Source organism: Hyphomonas sp. J20-32 (assembly GCF_055808555.1).
Genome location: NZ_CM147873.1, coordinates 1,581,194 through 1,601,999 on the forward strand (window position 1 = coordinate 1,581,194; position 20,806 = coordinate 1,601,999).

A 20,806-nucleotide genomic window follows, 5' to 3' on the forward strand; every position below is an offset into this window, starting at 1 on the left:
GACCATCTTTGGGGAGCGCTGCCGCCCACCGAAAGTCGCGCCAACGTATCCATCGACGTCGAGAGTAGATACACAAAAACCTTAGGCCACGGAGCGAAGACATCAGCTCATCCAGTCGGGCGGGGGGCGTGGGTGGTGCCGCCGAGCCAGCGCGTAGCGCCATGTGCGATCAGGCTGTCATGTCGGCGATAGAACAAGTCGCCGCCGCTATTGCGGCGCGACGCTCAGGGTCAGGGATGTCGTATAGCTGCGGATATCTGTTCCGGCCCCGTCGGGTGCCGGGGCCTGCAGGCGGACCATCAGTACGTGTACGCCCGGATGGTCCCAGTTGACCGTGAAGACACCGGACCCGTCGATGGGAACCACAACGCCGCCTTCCTGATGCAGGCGCTGGGCCTCACTGGTGAGGATCACGCTGCCGCCTGAAACCGGCTTGCCATCGAAATTCACACGCCCAACGAATGGCACGCCGACGCTGACAGCATTCGGGTGCAGGGCCGGCTCCATGGCGAGGCGCCCGACATGTGTGCGGATGGCGCCCCAGTCCGGCAGGCCCGCCGTGACATAGGCATCTGAAACCGTCGCGGTCTGGGACGTGAGGATGGGCGTGCCATCGGGGATATCGATGGGCGCGGCATCATTGCTGTTCACCAGATGATACTGGCCATCCAGCAAGACGTATTCGCCTTTCCGGCCAAGGCGCTCGCCCGTGGTGATCCGTGTGGTGCCGGATTGATTGATCGTGTGTTCCAGCATGGTGGTGGTTGTGAACGTCTCGACCCGGTCCGGTCGGGTCTGTGCGCCATCCGGCAGGATCACCGCATACGTGTCCGTGCGCACGGCATGGCGCGGCTCGCAGCAATCATCGCTGAAGGCGACCTCGACGGTTATGGCCTGGCCGGGCGCCGGTGCGAAGGTTGACGGTTTGACATAGGCCGTATCGGCAGACGCCGCGTCGGCCATGGCCAGCGCGGCGACTGAAAGGAGGAATGCGGCGCGCATCAGTATTCGCTATCAGCAACCGCCACGGTCGGGCGCAGGCGATCGGCGAGCTGGCCGGTGTCCGAGGTGACAAAGCTGTTGATCACGGCGCGCGCCTCGACCAGCGCGGGCTCAAGAGCCTGTTCGCCATCCTTGACGGCCTGCGCCAAGTCCAGCAGCGGAATATAGAGGTCTTCCGTCTCGCCCTTGATCGTGATGGCAAAGCGCTCGTTTTCAGTTTCGATGCGGGTCCATTCCGCCCTGACGCCCGCCCAGAATTCGGCCGTGCCAGCCCAATAGTCATCAGCGGCTGAGACCGGATAGTCGTCAAAGGCGCGATAGGTGTTCAGACCGACTTCGCGCACGAGCGCATGCGGGGAACCCGTCAGTATCAGTTTTGAATTGTCCTGCTCATGCACCCAGCCCCAAGGCGTGATCGTATGACGGTTGACGGCATCCACGGCGTGATAATCATCGCGTGTGGTCATGTCGCGGCGCGGTAGCGGGCGCCATTCCCGCGGCGGGGTCCATTCCGCGATCCCGTCTTCATAGGTCCAGCGCCCGACCGCGCCGTAGCGCGGCGCATCATCGACCTGGTAGACGGTCTGGGACCAGGTGCCGGACCGCTCGCCTGCAGGCACGTCGCGCCATTCCCAGGCATTGCCGCCGATGAAGACGAGCACCCGTTCGGGTTCGTACTGCCAGTCCTGGCGCCAGTGCTTCACAACGAACGGCGCATCGTCCGAGCCGACGACGAGCAGGTGCTGCAGGCTGATGAAATCGCCCCGGTCCTCGATCACGCGGACGGATTCGTGTCCGCCCGACAGTTTCGGCTCTTTCAGTTCATAGCCGTCCACGAAGGATACGGTTTCCGTGAAATCGAAGGTGACCTTGTAGTCGCCCGCCATGGCCAGGATGGATTGGCGGTCCTGGGACAGGCTTGCAGGCGCCACCTGGGCCGGCGCAAGGGCCGGCGGTGAAACCATTGCAGGTGTTGTGCAGGCCGAGAGCGTCAAGCCCGCCAGGGCGGCAGCCGTCGTGAGCCAGATGGATTTCATGATCATGGGTTCCTCGTTTCAGGATCGGATTGAAGTAGCAGTTGGTCATTTGATAATGATAGTGAGAATCATTTGCAACCTGTGAAAAGGCATGTCATAGGCCGATTTGCGAATTGTTCTCAAAAACTGATCAAGAAGGTCCGACATGCACATATCAACACCCAGCCAAACCTCGCAGGCCACATGGAAAGCCTCTGTCCTCCTCGGTACGGCACTCGCACTGGCCCTGCCGGCATTTGCGCAAAGCGGCGCGACCAGTGACGAGGCGGAACACCGTGAAGAGACCGTGACCGTTTATGGCACGTCCAATCCCCTGCCTGTCTTCGAGTATCCCGGGCAGGTGAGTGTGGTCACGCGGGACGATCTCGATACGATTGCGCCGTCTGCCATTTCGGACGCATTGCGCGATGTTCCCGGTCTCGACTTTGCGGGCGGGCCTCGCCGGACGGGTGAAACACCGAGCATTCGCGGCCTTTCCGGCAACAATGTGCTGATCCTGCTGGACGGGGCGCGCCAGAGCTTCACATCGGCCCATGATGGCCGCTTCTTTGTCGATCCCGACCTGATCGGTACGGCGGAAGTTGTCAAAGGGCCGGCCTCAGCGCTTTATGGCTCCGGCGCAGTCGGCGGTGTGCTGGCGCTGGAGAGCGTCGACGCGGATGACCTGCTGCGCGACGGGGAAGCCTGGGGCGCGCGCGTCCGGCTTGGCTACCAGAGCGTCAATGACGAGACGCTGGCCTCGCTGACGGCTTTTACCCGCCAGGGCGCTTTTGATGGCCTCGCGAATTTTGGCATCCGCCAATCCGGAGACATTGAGCTGGGATCAGGTGCTGACCTGCCTTCCGACGACGAAATCGAGACCGCGCTCCTGAAAGGCAGCTACGCCGTGAACGCGGCGCTGACCGTTGAAGGGTCATGGCAGCGTTTCGCCAATACGGCGATCGAGCCCAATAATGGCCAGGGCACGCTGGGCACGGGCGACGGAGTCCTCGATCGTACTGTCGAGAAAGACATCTCGACAGACACGTTCCGCTTGGGGGCGAATTTGAACCCGGCAGACAATGCATGGGTCAATGCCTCGCTGACAGCCTACCAGACCAAGAGCGACGTCGACGAATTCGATGCGACGGTGCCACGGATGACAGTCCGTGAAATCGAGACGACCGGCATCAGCCTTCGCAATGCGTCGCAGTTCCAGCTGGGCGCCATGGACACCGTGCTGACGGTTGGCGGCGACTGGTATGAAGACGAACAGACCGGGCGCGATGATCAGACAACTGACGGCGCCCGTGGTGGCGTGCCGAACGGCTCCAGCGAATTCCTCGGCGTGTTCGCCCAGCTTGAAGCGAGCTTCGAAACTCCGATTGGCGAATTCCTGTTCATTCCGGGCGTTCGCTATGACGAGTTCGAGAGCCGGTCCGACATTGCGCCCGGCGTCGTGAATTCCGACGATGCGATCTCGCCGCGCCTTGCGGCCAGCTATGGCCCCAAGCCGTGGCTGCGCGTGTTCGGCAGCTATGCTCAGGGGTTCCGCGCACCGTCGATCAATGAATTGTACCTGGATGGAACGCACTTCGCCGTCCCGCACCCGATCCTGTTCAACCCGGCCATGGGCCAGTTCGTTTTTGTAAACAACAACTTCATCGCCAACCCGGACCTGACACCGGAGGAAACCGAAACGCTGGAATTCGGCGCCGGGGTGGATTTCAAACAGGTCTTCACCTCGGGCGATCGCCTGCAGGCCAAGGTCAGCTATTACGAGACCGATGCCAAGGACCTGATCAACCTGACCGTCGATTTCGCCTACGATGCGTCCTGCTTTGCCGCGCCAGCCTTCTTTCCGTGCACAGCGGGAACCTCGGAGTCTTCCAATGTCGCGGACGCGGAGCTGAAAGGCTGGGAAGCCGAGGCCGACTATGACTCCGACCGGGTGTTTGCCCATCTCAGCTATGCCAGAATCGACGGGACGGATTTGTCGGACGGGTCTGACCTGGGGTCGCTGACGCCTGACCGCCTTGCCCTGAATACAGGTGTGAAAGTGCCCGAATGGAACGCCCGTTTCGGCACCCGTATCCAATACGCTGCTGAATTCGATCAGCGGGTCGCTGACGGAACCGGTGGATTCACAGTCGCAGACCAGCGCGACAGCTACATGATCGTGGACCTGTACACGACCTGGCGGCCGGAATTCGCCAAGGGCGTCCGCTTCGATGTCAGTGTCGATAACGTCTTCGACGAAGACTATGAGCGCGTCTTCGCGGGAGTTTCAGAACCGGCCCGCAATTTCAAGATTGCGGCATCCTGGCAATTTGGCGGCTAGCGGGGAATGCGCACTCAGCTCATCCAGTCGGGTGGGGCGACATGGCTGGTGCTGGCGGGGATGTCAGGCTGGGGGTAGCGTTCCAGCAGCTTGGCGACGATGGCATCGGCGACCCGGTCGGCTTCGCGCAGGGGCGGATAGGTCCAGGTTTCCAGCGTTCCGCCGAACCAGCGCGCCGCGCCGTGCGCGATCAGGCTGTCATGCAGGCGGTCGAATTTCTCATGGCGGCCTTCGAGGCGGGCAATATGGACCGGCAGACCATGCCAGGCTGCATCCGACAGCATGTTGGAGCTGTCTTCGGTGACGATGGCGACATCGGAGAAGGTGAGCCAGGCGAGATAGGGGTTCTGGCCGTCCTCGGGTCCGGCCCAGAAGCGGGCGCCGACCTGGTCTGCTAGCGTGCGCAGGCGGGTGACTACGGGCAGCGGCGTGCGCCGCGAGGTGGTGATGCGCAGGCGCCAGCCCTCGGCAGCGAGCTGGCGCAGCTGGCCCTCGAGGCGTTCGGCGGCGGCAACTGTAAATGTGTGGGTCTTGGAATCGCCGCCGATGATGACGACGGCGCTCTTGGCGCGCTCGTCGGCAAGGTCGGCAAAGGCCTGTCCGGCATCCTCGATCAGGTCGGACGAGAAATAGGAGGGCGAGCCGATCGTCTCGATCACGTTGGGACCGGTCACGGCATCATGCGTGGGGGCGACCAGCATGTCGAAATGCGTCGACGCGATGTTCGGATCGAGGATCTGCACAGTCACGGTCTTGCCGCCGGAGAGCTCGCGGACCGCGCGTGTGAACGGAGCCGAACGGCGACCGGCCGCGATCCAGACCGTCGGCCACGGGCCGCCCAGAACGCCGCGCTGGGCCGCAGGCAGGGCATGCTTCAGCAGCGGCCATTTGTCGGCGGGCAGCCATGTCCAGGGCGCACGGGGGCTGAGCGTGACCGGCTCGCTGCGATGGGCGGCGCCCTCGATATGGGCGATCTGCATCCAGCGGCGCGTCTCGCCCAGCGCCTGCAGGATTGCGCGCACTTGCGACGCATTGCCTGCACGGCCGTCTGACACCGCCCAGACGGAAGGTCCGAGCAGGTCGGGCACGCCCATTTATTTGTACTCGACCTTTGTGATCTCGTAGGCCCTGGCCCCGGAGGGGGCCGCGACCTCGGCCTCGTCGCCTTCTTCCTTGCCGATCAGGGCGCGGGCGATGGGCGAGGTAATGGAAATCTTGCCGAGTTTCACCGACGCTTCGTCTTCGCCCACGATCTTGTAGGTCTGGGTCTCCTCGGTATCGACATCGACGATGGTCACGGTCGCGCCGAAGCGGATCTTGGTGCCCGAAAACTTGCTGACATCGATGACGTCGGCTCGCGCGAGCTTGTCGTCGATCTCGCTGATTCGGCCCTCGATGAAGCTCTGCTTCTCCTTGGCGGCATGGTATTCGGCGTTCTCCGACAGATCGCCATGGGCACGGGCTTCCGCGATCGCCGCGATGATGCTCGGGCGCTCGACGGATTTAAGTGCCTTCAGTTCTGTCTGAAGCGCAACATGGCCTTCAGCGGTCATGGGAATGCGTTCCATGTCAGGTCCCTTGTTCTTTTATTGGCGCGAAATGCTTGTCGCAAAAATGCAGGCCGTCAAGTGGGCCCCTGTCAGGCCGATTGCAAGGCGCGAACGGAGATTTCCCTTGTTTTCAGGCTCGCAATCGCCTGAACAGAGGCAATCGAGGCTGAAAGTGTTGTGAAATAGGGAATCTTGCGGTTCACGGCGGTGCGCCGGATCGACGCGCTGTCGGACAGGGAAGCCGCACCCTCGGTTGTATTGAATACCAATTGCACGTCACCGTTGATCATTGCATCAACAATATGAGGCTGGCCCTCCAGCACCTTGTTGATACGCGACACGGGCAGGCCTTCGCCTTCGAGGAAGCTCGCGGTGCCGCTGGTTGCGATGAGTGTGAACCCCATGCTGACCAGGTTGCGCGCCGCTTCGGTGACGCCTTTCTTGTCGGAATCGCGGACCGAGATGAACACTTTGCCGCTCTCGGGCAGGCGGACGCCGACACCGAGCTGGGATTTGAGGAAGGCCATGCCGAAATCGTCGTCCCAGCCCATGACTTCGCCGGTCGAGCGCATTTCCGGACCGAGCTGCGGATCGACACCCGGGAAGCGGGCGAACGGGAAGACGGCTTCCTTGACGGCGACGCGGCGCGGATTGGCATTGGTGAGGTCGAAACCGGTCAGCATTTCGCCGGCCATGACCTTGGCCGCGATGGCGGCGATCGGTGCGCCGACGGCCTTTGCCACGAAGGGCACGGTGCGGCTGGCGCGGGGGTTTGCCTCGAGGACGTAGATCTCGTTGTCCTTGACCGCGAACTGGATGTTGATCAGGCCGCGCACCTTGAGTGCCTTGGCCAGCGCGATGGTCTGCTCGGCGAGGCGGGCCTGCAGGCTGGGCGAGAGCGTGTAAGGCGGCAGGGTGCAGGCGCTGTCGCCGGAATGGACGCCAGCCTCTTCGATATGTTCCATGATGCCGGCGACGTGAACATTGGCGCCGTCGCAGATGGCGTCGACATCCACTTCGATGGCGTCCGACAGGTAGCGGTCGATGAAGAGTGAGGCGTCGCCGGAGACTTTCAGGGCCTCACCAGCGAAGATGCGCAGGTCTTCGTCGTTGCGGGCGATTTCCATGGCGCGACCGCCGAGCACAAAGGAAGGACGCAGCATGACCGGATAGCCGATCTCATTGGCTTTCACTTCGGCTTCCGCAATGCTGCGCGCCACGCGGGACGGCGCCTGCTGGATGCCGAGCGTGTCGAGCAAGGCAGCAAACTGTTCGCGGTCCTCGGCGAGGTCGATGGATTCCGGGCTGGTGCCGAGGATCGGCACGTTTTCGCGGTGGAGCGTTGCGGCGAGCTTCAGCGGTGTCTGGCCGCCGAACTGGACGATGACGCCCTTCAGTACACCGACCGACTGTTCCTTGTGGATGATCTCGAGCACGTGCTCGTCGGTCAGTGGTTCGAAATAGAGACGGTCCGATGTGTCATAGTCGGTTGAGACGGTTTCCGGGTTGCAATTGACCATGATGGACTCAACCCCGAGGTCTTCCATCGCGTACGCCGCATGGCAGCAGCAATAGTCGAACTCGATGCCCTGGCCGATCCGGTTCGGGCCGCCGCCGAGGATGATGGCCTTGTCGCGCGTGCTCGGAAGGGCCTCGCAGTCGGGTGCCTCGGTGCCGAAAGAGGCATGCTCGTAAGTGGAATACAGATAAGGGGTCTTGGCGGCGAACTCGGCGGCGCACGTGTCGATACGCTTGTAGACGGGGCGCACGCCGAGTGCGTGGCGATGACTGCGTATCCAGGATTCCGACTGGCCGACAAGCTGGCCGAGGCGCTTGTCGGAAAAGCCCATGGATTTGAGTTCTGTGAGCGCATGGGCATCATCAGGCAGGCCCCTGGCGCGGATATCGGCCTCGACCTCGACGATGCCGAGGATCTGGCTCAGGAACCAGGGGTCGATGGCGGTGACGGCCTGGACGTCAGCGACGCTCATGCCTTCGCGCAGGGCCTGGGCGACGACCTGCAGGCGGTCGGGCGTTGGCAGGGAGAGCGCCTGGCGCAGGGCCGCTTCAGTTTCGAACTGCAGGTCATCCAGGCCGCACAGGCCGGTCTCGAGCGAGCAGAGGGCTTTTTGCAGGCTTTCCTGGAAGCTGCGCCCGATCGCCATGGCCTCGCCGACGGACTTCATCGCGGTGGTGAGGACGGGGTCGGCCCCCTTGTACTTCTCGAAGGCGAAGCGCGGGATCTTGGTGACCACATAATCGATGGTTGGTTCGAAGGAGGCCGGTGTAACGCCCGTAATGTCATTATCGAGTTCATCGAGCGTGTAGCCGACGGCGAGCTTGGCGGCGATCTTGGCAATCGGGAAGCCCGTCGCCTTTGAAGCCAGCGCCGAGGAGCGCGATACGCGCGGGTTCATCTCGATGACGATGAGCCGGCCGTCTTTCGGGTTTACCGCGAACTGCACGTTCGAGCCGCCGGTCTCGACGCCGATCTCGCGCAGGACCGCAATCGAGGCGTTGCGCATGACCTGGTATTCCTTGTCGGTCAGCGTCAGGGCCGGGGCGACAGTGATGGAGTCGCCCGTATGGACGCCCATCGGGTCGATATTCTCGATCGAGCAGATGATGATGCAATTATCCGCCTTGTCGCGGACAACCTCCATCTCGTATTCCTTCCAGCCGAGCAGGCTTTCGTCGATCAGGATCTGGGCGTTCGGGGAGGCAGCGAGGCCGGAGCGGCAGATTTCCTCGTATTCCTCGACATTGTAGGCAATGCCGCCGCCGGTGCCGCCGAGCGTGAAGGCAGGACGGATGATGGCAGGAAGGCCCACGGTTTCCAGCGCATCCATTGCGGCCTTGAGCCCTGTCAACCGGTCATAGCCCTTGATCTTGCCGTTCGGTCCCCGAATTTCGGGCGAGGCGATGATGGCAGCGCGCGGGTTTTCGAGGCCAATCCGGTCCATGGCTTCGCGGAACAACTTGCGGTCTTCGGCCATCTCGATGGCTTCAGCCTTGGCGCCGATCAGTTCGACGCCGTGTTTTTCGAGCACGCCGGCATAATGGAGGTCGAGCGCGCAATTGAGCGCCGTCTGGCCGCCCATTGTCGGCAGCAGGGCGTCCGGCTTTTCGACCTCGATAATCTTCTCGACGATTTCCGGCGTGATCGGTTCGATATAGGTCGCGTCAGCCAGGTCCGGGTCCGTCATGATGGTGGCGGGGTTCGAATTGACGAGGATGACACGGAAGCCTTCGGCCTTCAGCGCCTTGACGGCCTGGACGCCGGAATAGTCGAACTCGCAGGCCTGACCGATGATGATCGGGCCAGCACCGATAACCAGGATCGAAGATATGTCGGTGCGCTTCGGCATGGTCGTTTCTTGCTCCCGGTCAAACGGGTGCCTGATAGCTGGGAGTTCGCAGGCATAAGCAAGGACAATCAGGGCTTTCATATGAGAAAAACCCGGCCCTTGCTGCGCTGTTCTTTCCCGATCAGGTCCAGCGTTTGGCCAGCTTCTGGCTGATCGCGTCCGCGTCCTCGCGGGTTGCGCCCTGGTATCCGGTAATCGCATCGCCCACGAAAGGATTGGACTGGCGTTCGTGACCGAAGGTCGAGATCGGTCCGTGGCCCGGCACGAAGCGCATCTCGTTGCCGAGCGGCCAGAGCTTCTCCGTGATCGAGTCGATCAGCTGCTGGTGGTTGCCACGCGGGAAATCCGTTCGGCCGACCGACCCCTGGAACAGGACATCACCGACAAAGGCGAGGGCGCCTTCCTGATTGTAGATCACGACGTGGCCGGGCGTGTGGCCCGGGCAGTGGGCGACGCCGAACTTCAGGCCGGCCAGTTCCAGTTCATCGCCATCGTGCAGGTAGCGGTCGGGTTTTACATTCCGGCCATCCGTGATGCCGTACTTTGCGCCCTGGGCTTCCAGCTCGTCGAGCAGCCACTGGTCGTCCTCGTGCGGCCCGATGATCGGACAGCCGGTGCGTTCGGACACGTCGGTTGCAGCGCCAGCATGATCGAGATGGCCATGCGTTAGCCAGACAGCGACGATCTTGACGCCGAACTGTTCGGCTGCGGCCATCAGCCGGTCGACTTCGCCGCCCGGATCAATGAACACGCCTTCCATGGTCTCGGTCGACCAGATCATGGACGTATTCTGTTGCAGGGGAGTCACCGGAATGATCCGGATTTCCAGCTTGGGCTTGTTTGTTGGTTCGGTCATGAGACTACAGATAGCGCCCGCGCAACTGTTCGTGAAGCACCTCAGGCGCTTTCGCGTCGGGGAAGGCTCGGTTAATAATCGCCCCAACGCGATTTTCCGAAAGGGCCTACACCATGCGTATGCCACAAAGACGACGAGGCGGCGGACTGCTGGGCGGCCGATTCATGATCATCATCATCGGCCTCGTCGGCCTGTTCATCTACTGGCAGATGAACCAGACCGAAGTGCCGTTCTCCGGCCGAAAGCAGCTGAACACGATGTCGCTTCAGGACGAGGTCAAGCTCGGCCAGCAATCCTATGTGCAGATACTCAACCAGGAACAGCAACAGGGCCATCATGTCCTTTGCGCATCCGAAGGCGGATGCCAGGGCGCCGAACTGAGGCTGACCGAAGACGTTCGCGCGATCGGCCAGCGGCTGCAGGCGGCAGCAATCGAGCTGGAAGCCGAATTGCAGGCGCGGGGCTATGCCTTCACGCCGGTCGCCGACCAGTTCGACTGGACCTATTATGTCGTCAATTCCGAGACGCCGAATGCCTTCTGCCTGCCGGGCGGCTATGTGGCAGTCTATACCGGCATTCTCGACATCACCGGCAATGGCGACGGACAGGTGACGTTGGACGATGTCAGCGACCCCGACAAGCTGGCCGTCGTGATGGGGCATGAGATCGGTCACGCACTGGCGCATCACGGCGCCGAACGGATGAGCCAGCAGAAAGTGATGCAGATGGGCCAGCTGGCCGTCGGCGCGGGCCTCGGCGACATGGATGCCGGCCAGCAGCAGGCGATCATGCAGGCGTTCGGCGTGGCGGCGCAGGGCACAGTGCTGAGCTTCTCGCGGGCGCACGAGACGGAAGCGGACAAGATCGGTCTCGATCTGCTGGTACGCGCCTGTTACGATCCGCGCGAAGCGCCGGAGCTGTGGGAGCGCATGGGCAAGCTGAACGAGGGCCAGCGGCCGCCGGAATGGATGTCGACACACCCTGCCTCCGAGACACGTGCGGAAAATTTCCGGCAATGGATGCCGGAAGCGATTGCGGAATATGAGAGCCGCTGCGGGCCGCTGAGATAAGTGTTGACGCAAAACGCGCCCGGAACGCGGTAATCGTGACGGTACACCGGAACGAAAATGGCCGCCCCGGTATCCTGTTAAGGACGCGGGGCGGCCATCTCGTCCACCATCAGCAAGCCCTGTACGGGTCCCCACCCAGCCTGCTGTTCGCTTTGTTTCAAATTGAATGAATGCAGCTCATCCAATTGCAAGTTATACATACCATTGGTATGATAAAATTTCAACTTTTGATTTTCATGCCAAAGAGAACCCCAGAACAAGCTGAAGAAACGCGTCGCGCCATCCTGGATGCGGCAAGACAACTGTTTGAAACAGAAGGCTATGCCGGGGCGTCCGTAGCAAGCATCGTCAAACTGGCCGGCGCCACAAAGGGCGCCCTGTTTCACCATTTCGCCAGCAAGGAAGCATTGTTCCTGGAAGTATGGAAGTCTCTTCAGCTCGAGATGGACGCCGAGGCGCGGGCAGCCGCGTCGGCGGGTCGATCAAAGGATGACCCCTACAGCGCCTTTCTCGCCGGAACCCGGGTCTACTTCAAATGGGCGGCCACTCCGGCCTACCAGCAGATCGTCCTCGTCGACGGGCGCTCTGTCATGGGGCTCGCGCGCTGGCAGGAAAGCGATGACCGGCTCGGGCGCAACAATGTGGAGCAGGGGGTGCGCTATCTCGCGCGGAAGGGCCTGATCAGCGAAGAAGGCGTGGTGCCGCTGTCGGTCATGCTGCTGAACGCCCTGAATGGTGCGGGTTTCGCGCTGACGCGCAAGGATGCCGGGATCACGGCGGATACGCTGTTCGATGCCTTCGAGAAATTGTTGCGCGGCCTGCGCTAGCTGATCGGATCGACCTTGCCGATTCCGGACTGGTTGACGCGCCACCAGCCGGCAATCGCATACCGCCGAGCGTGTGTGACTTCCACGGCGTGAGGCACTGTCTCCGACAGCATGAACGCCACGCCGGCGCCGAGGGGCAACAGGCGGGCCACCGGCGCATCGGTTTCACCCGCGCGTTCCGGCCAGATGACCAGCGCGCCGCCCTGTTCGTCTGTCCAGTCTTCATTGAGATAGACAACGAGCGACATGACCCGGTTGCGGGCGCCTTCAAAACTGTCGAGGTGGCGATCATAGAAGCCGCCCTCCGGATAGACTGCGAAGCAGGACTCGAAATCAAACAGACCGATCAAGAGCGCGCTGTTGAGTCTCTGCCGCAGCCGTTCCACCCATTCGGAAAACGCCTTTTGGGCCGAGCTCGATCCGTCCATCCAGGAAATGCGTGTGCGGCGCACAGAACGGTCGAGCTGGAAGTCATCCTCGCGCCCGATCCCGGCCGGGTCCAGTTCCTGTTCGGCGTCGAGCGCGAGGATCTCTGCACGCAGCGCGGCCGCCAGGTCTGCCGGCAGAAAGCCTGGCTGCCAGCTCCAGCCGTGCGAAGCGATGTCCCCGACGATTGCGCCGAGACGATTGTCCCCGGGAACATGGGAGGCAATATCGATGGGCACCGGCGCGCCAGACTGTCCGGATTGCGCCGGATGGCTCACCCGCGATGACCTTCCATCAGGTCGGCGAACCGCGCGAACAGGTAGAAGCTGTCCTGCGGGCCCGGGGACGCCTCGGGATGGTGCTGAACGGAGATGATCGGCTTGCCCGCCACGCTGAGGCCGGAATTCGTTCCGTCGAACAACGAGCGGTGGCTTTCCTCGACGCCGGCGGGCAGCGTGGCCGGATCGACCGTGAAGCCATGGTTCATGGAGACGATCTCGACCTTGCCGGTCGCGATGTCCTTGACCGGATGGTTCGCGCCATGGTGGCCCTGTGCCATTTTCATCGTCTTGGCGCCGAGGGCGAGGGCAAGAAGCTGGTGGCCGAGGCAGATACCGAGGATGGGCGTGCCGCTGGCAATCACGTCTCGGATCATGTCGCCTGAGCGAAGGATCGTGGCAGCCGGATCGCCCGGACCGTTCGAGAAGACCACGCCGTCTGGCTTGAGCGCGGCAATCTGGGCAGCCGTGGCATCGCCGTTCACGACCGTCGTGCGGGCTCCGACGCTGGCCAGGTTGCGCAGGATGTTTTTCTTGACGCCGAAATCGACCACGACGACGTGGAACTTTGCCGCCTCAAGCGCGCCATAGCCGCTGCCCGCCTGCCAGAGTTGCTGGGTGTTGTCATAAGTGGCGTCGCTGTCGACATCGGCGGCGAGGTCGGCGTCGTCGAGGCCTTTCCAGGCGCGCGCCCTTGCGACCAGCGCATCCGTGTCGATGCCGCCTTCCGGTTGGTGGCAGATGGCGGCCTTCTGCATGCCGCGCTCGCGTATCAGGCGAGTCAAGGCGCGCGTATCGACGCCGGACAGGCCGATAATGCCGCGGGCTTTCAGCCAGTCGTCGAAATGACTGGTTGCGCGCCAATTGGACGGCGCTGTGATGGGTTCGCGAAATATCGCGCCCCGCGCCGCATTGGCGGCGGCGGGCGAGGATTCCTCCTGGTCGTCCGCATTCGCGCCGACATTGCCGATATGCGGGAACGTGAAGAGAATTATCTGCGACGCATAAGAGGGGTCTGTCAGGATCTCTTCATAGCCGGTGATGCTCGTATTGAAACAGAGCTCCCCGACATCAATACCTGCAGCGCCTGCGCCGATTCCAAGGAAGACGGTCCCATCCGCAAGGGCGACTGCTCCCGTCGCAGGCGAGCCCGCTTGAATTTTCGTGTCTTTAGTCATATCTCATTTCGCTTCCGGACCGTTTTCCGGTCGTTAACCCAATCGACCGAGATTTCGTCCGGTTAATGGGGCTGAGTCTCCGCATCGTCAAGCAAACTGGCGTTCGCGGCATGTGAAAGGCAATAGCGGCATGGGCCGAGAGGATACAAGTGAAGCGATGTCGCTGAAGGCGCGCATCGTCCAGGCACTCAAATCCGAAACTGGAAAAGGTGCGAGCGAAGTGGAACTTGCCACGCTGCGCCTGATCGAGTGCGCCGTGCGTGACCGTGACGTCTGTGCGCGTGGCCGCGGCGTGGGAGAAGGCTGCCCGGACGCCGATGTCCGTGCCGTGCTCGAAACCATGGTGGCGCAACGCGAAGTCTCCGCGCGCGAACACGATGAAGCCGGTCGTATCGAGGACGCGATCCGCGAACGCGAAGAAATCGAGGTTATTGAAAAATTCCTGCCGGTGCCCCTGACCGGGGCCAAGCTTGAGGCGGCAGTGCAGGATATTGTCGAGGACCTAGGCGCGTCCAAGCTGAAAGATGTCGGCCGCTGCATGTCGGCGCTCAAGGAAAAATTCCCGGGCATGATCGAATCCGGCACCGCCGGCAAAGCCGTCCGCGACGCCCTGACCCGGTCCTGACGGGTCCTTTCCTGCTTCCTGCAGAGATATTCCGACGTCCTGCGCCGAGACAGGGCGATATTCATATCAGCGGGACATTGCAGCAATCTCTGCGTTCCCGAAAAGGGCGTGACGCGCTACACTTGGCCGAATGTCCCAGACTGTCCGCATCCCAGATGGCTTTGTCGATGAACTGAAAGCCCGCATCCGGCCTTCGGACGTGATCGGTCGCAAGGTGAAACTGGTCAAGAAGGGCAAGGAATGGGTCGGCCTCTCGCCCTTCACCAATGAGAAAAGCCCAAGTTTCTATGTCAATGACCAGAAGCGCATCTTCAAATGCTTCTCGTCCGGCATGGGCGGGGATGTCATCAGTTTCGTGATGGAGACCGAGCGTCTCTCCTTCATGGAGGCGGTTGAGAAACTGGCCGAGGAAGCTGGCATGAGCTTGCCCAAGGCGAGCCCGGAAGCGGTGGAGGAATATGACCATCGCAAGCGGCTGCAGGCGGCGTGCGAAGCGGCGGCAACCTATTTCGAAGACTGCCTGCAAGCGTCCGAGGGCGCGGCGGCACGGATTTATCTTGAAGGGCGGGGCCTTCTACCGGCAGCGTGGCGGCGCCACAGGCTCGGCTTCGCCCCGGATGACTGGCGCAAGACGACCGAACACCTGAAATCCGAAGGTTTCACGATCGAAGAGATACTCGAAGCGGGCCTCGCCAAGGAAAGCGACAAGGGCGGCGAACCCTATGATGCCTTTCGCGGACGGCTGATGTTCCCTATCCCGGATTCCCGGGGCGGTATCATCGCCTTCGGCGGCCGGGGCCTGACGCCAGACGCCAAACCGAAATACCTGAATTCCGGCGACACGCCGCTTTTCCACAAATCGCGCGTCCTGTATCGCTACAAGGCCGCGCGCGAGGCGCTGGGCCATGGTGAAGGCGGAGGCCTGATCGTTTGCGAAGGCTATATGGATGCCATTGCCCTGACTGAAGCGGGGTTTGGCCATGCCGTGGCCCCGCTCGGCACCGCCCTGACTGAAGACCAGATTGCGCTGCTCTGGCGCGCCGGGCCAGAGCCGACGCTTTGCTTCGATGGCGACCGGGCCGGTCTTGGCGCTGCCTTCCGGGCGATTGACCGGGCCCTGCCGCACGTCGAGCCGGGGCGATCACTCTATTTCGTGCTCTTGCCGGACGGCATGGACCCGGACGACCTGATTCGCGAGCGTGGATCTGCCGCGATGGCCGAAGCGCTCGAAAATCGGCTCGCGCTTTCGGAATTGCTTTGGCGCCGCGAACGTGACGCCGAGCCACTCGACACGCCCGAACGCCAGGCCGGGCTTGAAGCGCGCCTGGCGGCGGCGGCGGCCCAGGTGAAGCATCCCGGCGTGCGGGCAGCTTATGAGCGCGATCTCAAGGCGCGCATGCGCGATCACTTCTGGCAGTTGCGTCAGGCAAATCGCAGCAACAACAGCAGAAAGCGCCCCGGAACGGGACACAATCCCGCGTCAGGAGAGTCGGGTCAGGCGGTGCTCAAGGGCGGCGCGCCGGCCAAGCTGCGCGGCCTCGGCGCGATCGTCCGCGCCATCGACAGCCCGTACCTGCTCGACTTCAGCGCCGAAACGCTGGCCGTATCGGTCTTTCCCGATCCGGACGTCAGCCTGATACGGGACTGCATCCTCGACTTTGTGAACGCAGGGAAACCTATTGACCGCAAGGCTCTGAGCGCCCATTTACTCGAAGCAGGGAACATGCGCGCTTCCAGATTGCTCAAAGATTATCCTGATACGCCTCAGATAGCGGCCGATGGGCCCGAGGCACGGGAATGGCTGATAGCCCTCGAGCAATACATGGCGGTGGGAAGTTCCGACGGGCAGGAACCCGGCTCTGGCATGGATGCTGCGAGCGGGGAGTCGACGGCGTCACCTTCAGCGTGGCGGCGGCGTCACCAGCTTGTCGCAGAACGCCGGGCCTTGAGGGCCCGCATGAACGAGGCAGCAGGAAAAGTCGGCGAAAGCTAAGGCGCAGGTCAGTATTTGGGCAATCCACCAGGGCAGCGGCGGATATTCCCGTGGGAGATATTTGAATGGCAACAGCCACCAAGAAGAAAAAGAACACCGCAGGCGATGGTGAAGGCGAAGACGAGAAGGACGGCGACGTCACGCTTGTCGATTTCAACGCGACCGACGTCAAAAAAGTCCTGAAGAAGGCCCAGAAGCGCGGTTTCATCACGCACGATGAAGTCAACGCCATGCTTCCGGCCGACGAAATCACGTCTGACCAGATCGAGGACGTGATGAGCCAGATCTCCGAAATGGGGATCGCGGTGGTCGAGAGCGAAGAAGAGGCGGAAGCCGAAGGCAAGGCGCTCACCAAGATCGAAGACAAGAAAGTCGTCACCAAGAAGGGCAACGCGCGCGGCTCTGACCGTACCGATGACCCGGTGCGCATGTACCTGCGCGAAATGGGCGCCGTGGAATTGCTCTCGCGTGAAGGCGAGATTGCAATTGCCAAGCGTATCGAGGCTGGTCGCGATGCGATGATCCGCGGCCTCTGCGAAAGCCCGCTGACGTTCGAGGCCATGATGGTGTGGCGCGACGAGCTGATGAATGAGCGTATCCTGCTCCGCGACCTGATCGACCTTGAAGCGACCTATGGCGCGGAAAACCCGCCGCCGGAGCCCAAGCCCAAGGATGACGACGAGGACGAAGCCAAGGCGAAAGCCGAAGGCGAAGAAGGCGAGACCTCCGACGACGATGAGGACGACGAGGATGATGCCGCAGCCATGTCCATGTCGGCCATGGAAGCCGAACTGCGTGACGGCGTGCTGGCCAAGCTCGACGAGATTGCCGACGGGTTCGGACGTTACCGCAAGCTGCAGGACAAGCTGGTCAACCGCCGCCTCGAAGGCAAGGACCTGACGCCGAAGGCGCAGGCCGAATATGATGAACTCTCGAACAATATCGTCGAAAGCCTGAAGACGATCCACATCAACAATGCCCGTATCGAGGCGCTGGTTGAGCAGCTCTACGCGATCAACAAGAAACTGATGGGCCTTGAAGGCAAGCTGATGCGCATGGCCGACGCCCATGGCGTGCCGCGCAAGGAATTCCTCGAAAACTATTTCGGCAAGGAACTCGAGCCCGAATGGAGCGACCGCGTCAGGGCCCTTTCGGCAAAGTGGAAACGCTTTGTTGACGGCAAGACGGACGAAATTGAAGACGTGCGCAACGAGATTTCGGAGATTGCCCAGGAAATTGGCATTCCGATCGATGATTACCGGGTGCTGGTCCAGACCGTCCAGAAGGGTGAACGCGAAGCGCGGATCGCCAAGAAGGAGATGGTGGAAGCCAACCTTCGTCTCGTGATCTCGATCGCCAAGAAGTACACCAATCGCGGCCTGCAATTCCTGGATCTGATCCAGGAAGGCAATATCGGCCTGATGAAGGCCGTCGATAAATTCGAATACCGTCGCGGCTACAAGTTCTCGACCTATGCCACCTGGTGGATCCGTCAGGCGATCACGAGGTCGATTGCCGACCAAGCCCGCACGATCCGCATCCCGGTGCACATGATCGAGACGATCAACAAGATCATCCGCACCCAGCGCCAGATGCTGCATGAGATCGGCCGCGAACCGACCCCGGAAGAACTGGCCGAAAAGCTGGGCCTGCCGCTGGAGAAGATCCGCAAGGTCCTCAAGATCGCCAAGGAACCGATCAGCCTCGAAACGCCGATCGGCGACGACGAGGATTTAAACCTCGGCGACTTCATCGAAGACAAGATGGCGCTTCTGCCTGTCGACGCTGCGATCCAGTCGAACCTGCGCGAGACGACCACCCGCGTGCTCGCCTCGCTCACCCCGCGTGAGGAACGTGTTCTGCGCATGCGCTTCGGCATCGGCATGAACACCGATCACACGCTGGAAGAGGTCGGGCAGCAGTTCAGCGTGACGCGCGAACGTATTCGCCAAATCGAAGCCAAGGCGCTGAGGAAGCTCAAGCACCCGAGCCGCAGCCGCAAGCTGCGCAGCTTCCTGGATACGTAGAAGTCGAAAGGGCGGCCCGCAGGCCGCCCTTTTTCGTTAAACTAAGATGAGACGAGGCCTCTTCCGCAGTGGCGCGCCGAGGCCAGATGAACGCCGCCTCAGACCAGGCTGCGCAGGGCTTCTTCGGCGCAGATGCGGCGCATGTTCATGATGTGGCCGCGCTGCGGATTGTTCCAGTTGGTGATGTTCAATGGCGGCTCGAAGTGGCGGACCAGCAGGGATTCAGCCGATGATACGTCGGCCGAGACCGGCAAGCGCGAAACAAGCAGGGATGCCTTGATCCAATCAGTCAGGCGGGCCTCTCCTGACTGGGAGAAGCGAAAGCTCGAGACGCCCTTGCCATCGACGTCAAACGATCCCGGCCGCGCCGTCAGATCGAGTTCATCCCTGAGCAGGGCGCCAAGGGACCGGCGTATGGGACTGGTCCCGCTGTCGCTGCCGGGCGGAACGAAATGATCCCGCGCAGGCATGCCGGTTTCGCTCTTGCCGATGAAGAGAAGTCCGTCGTCAGAAACCGAAATTCCGGGCAGGTGACAGCCGGCCGCAAGATACACGGCAAAAATGCATCGCGCCGTACGGCGTGGTGCTCCCCACTCAGTGCGCAGCGCAAGCAGTGCTTCCTGAACGTCTTCTAAACGCACGTTAAGTCCCCAGTCCCAGCGGCGACGTTTACTTTTAGTTAACCTTCCTGTCCAGCGGCAGGCGCAAATAAATCGTCAGTATTCGCGCTCGCGCTGACCGGGCCCGATACTTGCGCCACGCACGTTCGACGGAATGCGACGATCTCAGCCGCCCATTGCGTGCCACCGGTCCATGCCTTCGCAGATGCCTTCCTGTTGCAGGGCGGTCTGGGCACCATAGTTGAACTGGTCGCTGGCGGACGCGGCCCAGACGGCGGCGGCGGCATCGAAACTCGTGAACCCGATTTCCGACATGCCCCGTTCGATCCGGCTGCAGATCAGGCGGGCGGTGTCAGCATCGGCTGTGTCGTTGAGACTCGCGATCCGGTCGGCCAGGTCCAGGCGCGAGAAGATATAGTCGTACACGGTCAGGTCCTCTCCGACTTCAAAGGCCAGGATGTCGCCGGACGGAATGCCGGTAAAGTCCGGCACCTGGCCATCATAGTCAGACGTCGCCGCCGTGAAGATCGAGGGGATCGGCTGGTCCAGGTACACCGCCCATTGGCCAATGGCGCCCTTGCCCTTGGTCTGCTTGATATTGCTGGCATCCGGCAGTTCGGCCGAAACGACCAGGATCGGTGTATCGTTCCACGACTTGACAGAGAAGGCACTCGTCGACTGCTCGGTAATCGACTGGCCAAACAGCGTGGTCGAGGACGTGTTGAGGAAGTTCGACGCTTCAAGCATCAGCGGCTGGTTGAAATAGGTCACCAGTGTCGAAGTCGGCGCGATCAGGTTGGCGGCGGTTGTCAGCGCGCCCATGACGTTCGCGCCCGCAGATGACTGACGTTCGTCAGAGAGCTGGAGCCGGAACCGGCCCTCGATGGTCGTGTTGGGGCCGACCTTGAAATAGGGCGTCGCATAGAGGGCGATGCTTTCATTCGTTGTCCAGGTTTCGCCTTCACGGCTGTCGGATGAGAAGGTTGCCGAGAACAGCGCCTTGGTCGCCTTGATGTCTGGCTTGGCCACATCGAACTCGGCGATCAGGGTGCGCGTGACATTGCGCGAGCCCATCATGCGCGCCAGCCAGTTGCGGCTTTCCTTGTTGTAGTTGCGCGTGTCGACCGGCTCCTTGCGGGTGCCTGCGGAGACACCTTCAATATCATAGGCATCCGGCTTCAGGGTGACGATCTGGATGCGCGTGTAGCGGTCCTGCAGCATCATTCCGTATTCGGAGTATAGCGCATTTTCGTCGATTGCAACATCGATGAAGGGCAGGTAGTCCTTCGCCGGCTTGGCGTGGCTGACGGCGCGCCCGGTGGACCTGCGCGGCGCGGGTGCTGGCGATCCGGCTGATGTGGGGGGAAGGTCGTTGAAGTCGATGTCGCGATCACCGGGCAAACCGCGGCTGGGCCCGCCCGAGCCGACCATGGGCGGCGACGAATATTCTGCGGTGTCTTCCTCTTCATAGGCAGGTGGAGGTGGCGGAGGCGGAGGCGCCGGAGGAGGAGGAACTTCCGATTGCGGCGCCGAGCCGCCCGGCTCAACCTGTTGCGATGCGCAGCCTGCCAGAGCAAGTGCGAGCGCAAGAATGCCGATCTGTCCGTGCTTCATTACCGTTGTCCCCTT

Annotated in this window: 16 protein-coding genes; 6 read left to right on the forward strand and 10 right to left on the reverse strand. The window is 62.1% G+C overall.

Features of this window, described 5'->3' with window-relative positions:
• Positions 1-207 precede the first annotated feature (207 nt).
• Positions 208-1,002 (reverse strand): DUF4198 domain-containing protein, encoded by a 795-nt coding sequence (locus tag AC0L7I_RS07905; RefSeq protein WP_473399010.1) that lies wholly within the window; start codon positions 1,000-1,002, stop codon positions 208-210.
• On the reverse strand, positions 1,002-2,039 hold the full coding sequence (locus AC0L7I_RS07910; protein ID WP_473399011.1) for a DUF6607 family protein: 1,038 nt from the start codon (positions 2,037-2,039) through the stop codon (positions 1,002-1,004). Before AC0L7I_RS07910 ends, AC0L7I_RS07905 begins: the two co-directional genes overlap by 1 nt.
• A 145-nt stretch (positions 2,040-2,184) precedes the next feature.
• On the opposite strand from AC0L7I_RS07910, the gene AC0L7I_RS07915 reads away from it, so the two are divergent.
• Positions 2,185-4,359 (forward strand): TonB-dependent hemoglobin/transferrin/lactoferrin family receptor, encoded by a 2,175-nt coding sequence (locus AC0L7I_RS07915; protein WP_473399012.1) that lies wholly within the window; start codon positions 2,185-2,187, stop codon positions 4,357-4,359.
• Positions 4,360-4,373: 14 nt separating this feature from the next.
• On the opposite strand, the gene AC0L7I_RS07920 is transcribed toward AC0L7I_RS07915, so the two are convergent.
• The 4 genes from AC0L7I_RS07920 to AC0L7I_RS07935 all read right to left on the reverse strand — a co-directional run bounded on the left by AC0L7I_RS07920 (position 4,374) and on the right by AC0L7I_RS07935 (position 10,133).
• Entirely contained in the window at positions 4,374-5,447 is a 1,074-nt protein-coding gene (locus AC0L7I_RS07920) for a mitochondrial fission ELM1 family protein (RefSeq protein WP_473399013.1), read from the reverse strand.
• Between the two features lie 6 nt (positions 5,448-5,453).
• A complete protein-coding gene (gene greA, locus AC0L7I_RS07925; RefSeq protein WP_473399014.1) occupies positions 5,454-5,927 on the reverse strand; it encodes a transcription elongation factor GreA in 474 nt (157 codons plus the stop codon).
• Between the two features lie 71 nt (positions 5,928-5,998).
• On the reverse strand, positions 5,999-9,277 hold the full coding sequence (gene carB, locus AC0L7I_RS07930) for a carbamoyl-phosphate synthase large subunit (RefSeq protein WP_473399015.1): 3,279 nt from the start codon (positions 9,275-9,277) through the stop codon (positions 5,999-6,001).
• Between the two features lie 121 nt (positions 9,278-9,398).
• Positions 9,399-10,133, reverse strand: coding sequence for an MBL fold metallo-hydrolase (locus AC0L7I_RS07935; RefSeq protein ID WP_473399016.1), 735 nt, complete (start codon positions 10,131-10,133; stop codon positions 9,399-9,401).
• Between the two features lie 164 nt (positions 10,134-10,297).
• On the opposite strand from AC0L7I_RS07935, the gene AC0L7I_RS07940 reads away from it, so the two are divergent.
• Positions 10,298-11,203 carry a M48 family metallopeptidase gene (locus AC0L7I_RS07940; RefSeq protein ID WP_473399017.1) on the forward strand — a complete coding sequence of 302 codons (906 nt, stop codon included), beginning with the start codon at positions 10,298-10,300 and terminating at the stop codon, positions 11,201-11,203.
• 236 nt (positions 11,204-11,439) lie between these two features.
• On the forward strand, positions 11,440-12,030 hold the full coding sequence (locus AC0L7I_RS07945) for a TetR/AcrR family transcriptional regulator (RefSeq protein WP_473399018.1): 591 nt from the start codon (positions 11,440-11,442) through the stop codon (positions 12,028-12,030).
• Here the strand turns inward: AC0L7I_RS07945 and AC0L7I_RS07950 are convergent.
• Together AC0L7I_RS07950 and carA are read right to left on the reverse strand one after the other, a co-directional pair.
• Positions 12,027-12,734: a 2OG-Fe(II) oxygenase gene (locus tag AC0L7I_RS07950; protein ID WP_473399019.1), complete on the reverse strand. Its 708-nt coding sequence runs from the start codon at positions 12,732-12,734 to the stop codon at positions 12,027-12,029. The two genes, AC0L7I_RS07945 and AC0L7I_RS07950, sit on opposite strands and share 4 nt — an antisense overlap.
• Complete coding sequence (gene carA / locus AC0L7I_RS07955; protein ID WP_473399020.1) at positions 12,731-13,912, reverse strand: glutamine-hydrolyzing carbamoyl-phosphate synthase small subunit; 1,182 nt, start codon at positions 13,910-13,912, stop codon at positions 12,731-12,733. Before carA ends, AC0L7I_RS07950 begins: the two co-directional genes overlap by 4 nt.
• A gap of 130 nt (positions 13,913-14,042) precedes the next feature.
• Here carA and AC0L7I_RS07960 point away from each other — a divergent pair, with 130 nt between their 5' ends.
• The 3 genes from AC0L7I_RS07960 to rpoD all read left to right on the forward strand — a co-directional run bounded on the left by AC0L7I_RS07960 (position 14,043) and on the right by rpoD (position 18,557).
• A complete protein-coding gene (locus tag AC0L7I_RS07960) occupies positions 14,043-14,537 on the forward strand; it encodes a GatB/YqeY domain-containing protein (protein WP_473399021.1) in 495 nt (164 codons plus the stop codon).
• 130 nt (positions 14,538-14,667) lie between these two features.
• Positions 14,668-16,530 (forward strand): DNA primase, encoded by a 1,863-nt coding sequence (dnaG, locus tag AC0L7I_RS07965; protein WP_473399022.1) that lies wholly within the window; start codon positions 14,668-14,670, stop codon positions 16,528-16,530.
• Positions 16,531-16,595: 65 nt separating this feature from the next.
• Entirely contained in the window at positions 16,596-18,557 is a 1,962-nt protein-coding gene (gene rpoD / locus AC0L7I_RS07970; protein ID WP_473399023.1) for an RNA polymerase sigma factor RpoD, read from the forward strand.
• Positions 18,558-18,655: 98 nt separating this feature from the next.
• Here the strand turns inward: rpoD and AC0L7I_RS07975 are convergent, their stop codons facing one another.
• Together AC0L7I_RS07975 and AC0L7I_RS07980 are read right to left on the reverse strand one after the other, a co-directional pair.
• On the reverse strand, positions 18,656-19,198 hold the full coding sequence (locus tag AC0L7I_RS07975) for a GIY-YIG nuclease family protein (RefSeq protein WP_473399024.1): 543 nt from the start codon (positions 19,196-19,198) through the stop codon (positions 18,656-18,658).
• 144 nt (positions 19,199-19,342) lie between these two features.
• Positions 19,343-20,791, reverse strand: coding sequence for a hypothetical protein (locus AC0L7I_RS07980; RefSeq protein ID WP_473399025.1), 1,449 nt, complete (start codon positions 20,789-20,791; stop codon positions 19,343-19,345).
• Between the last annotated feature and the right edge of the window lie 15 nt (positions 20,792-20,806).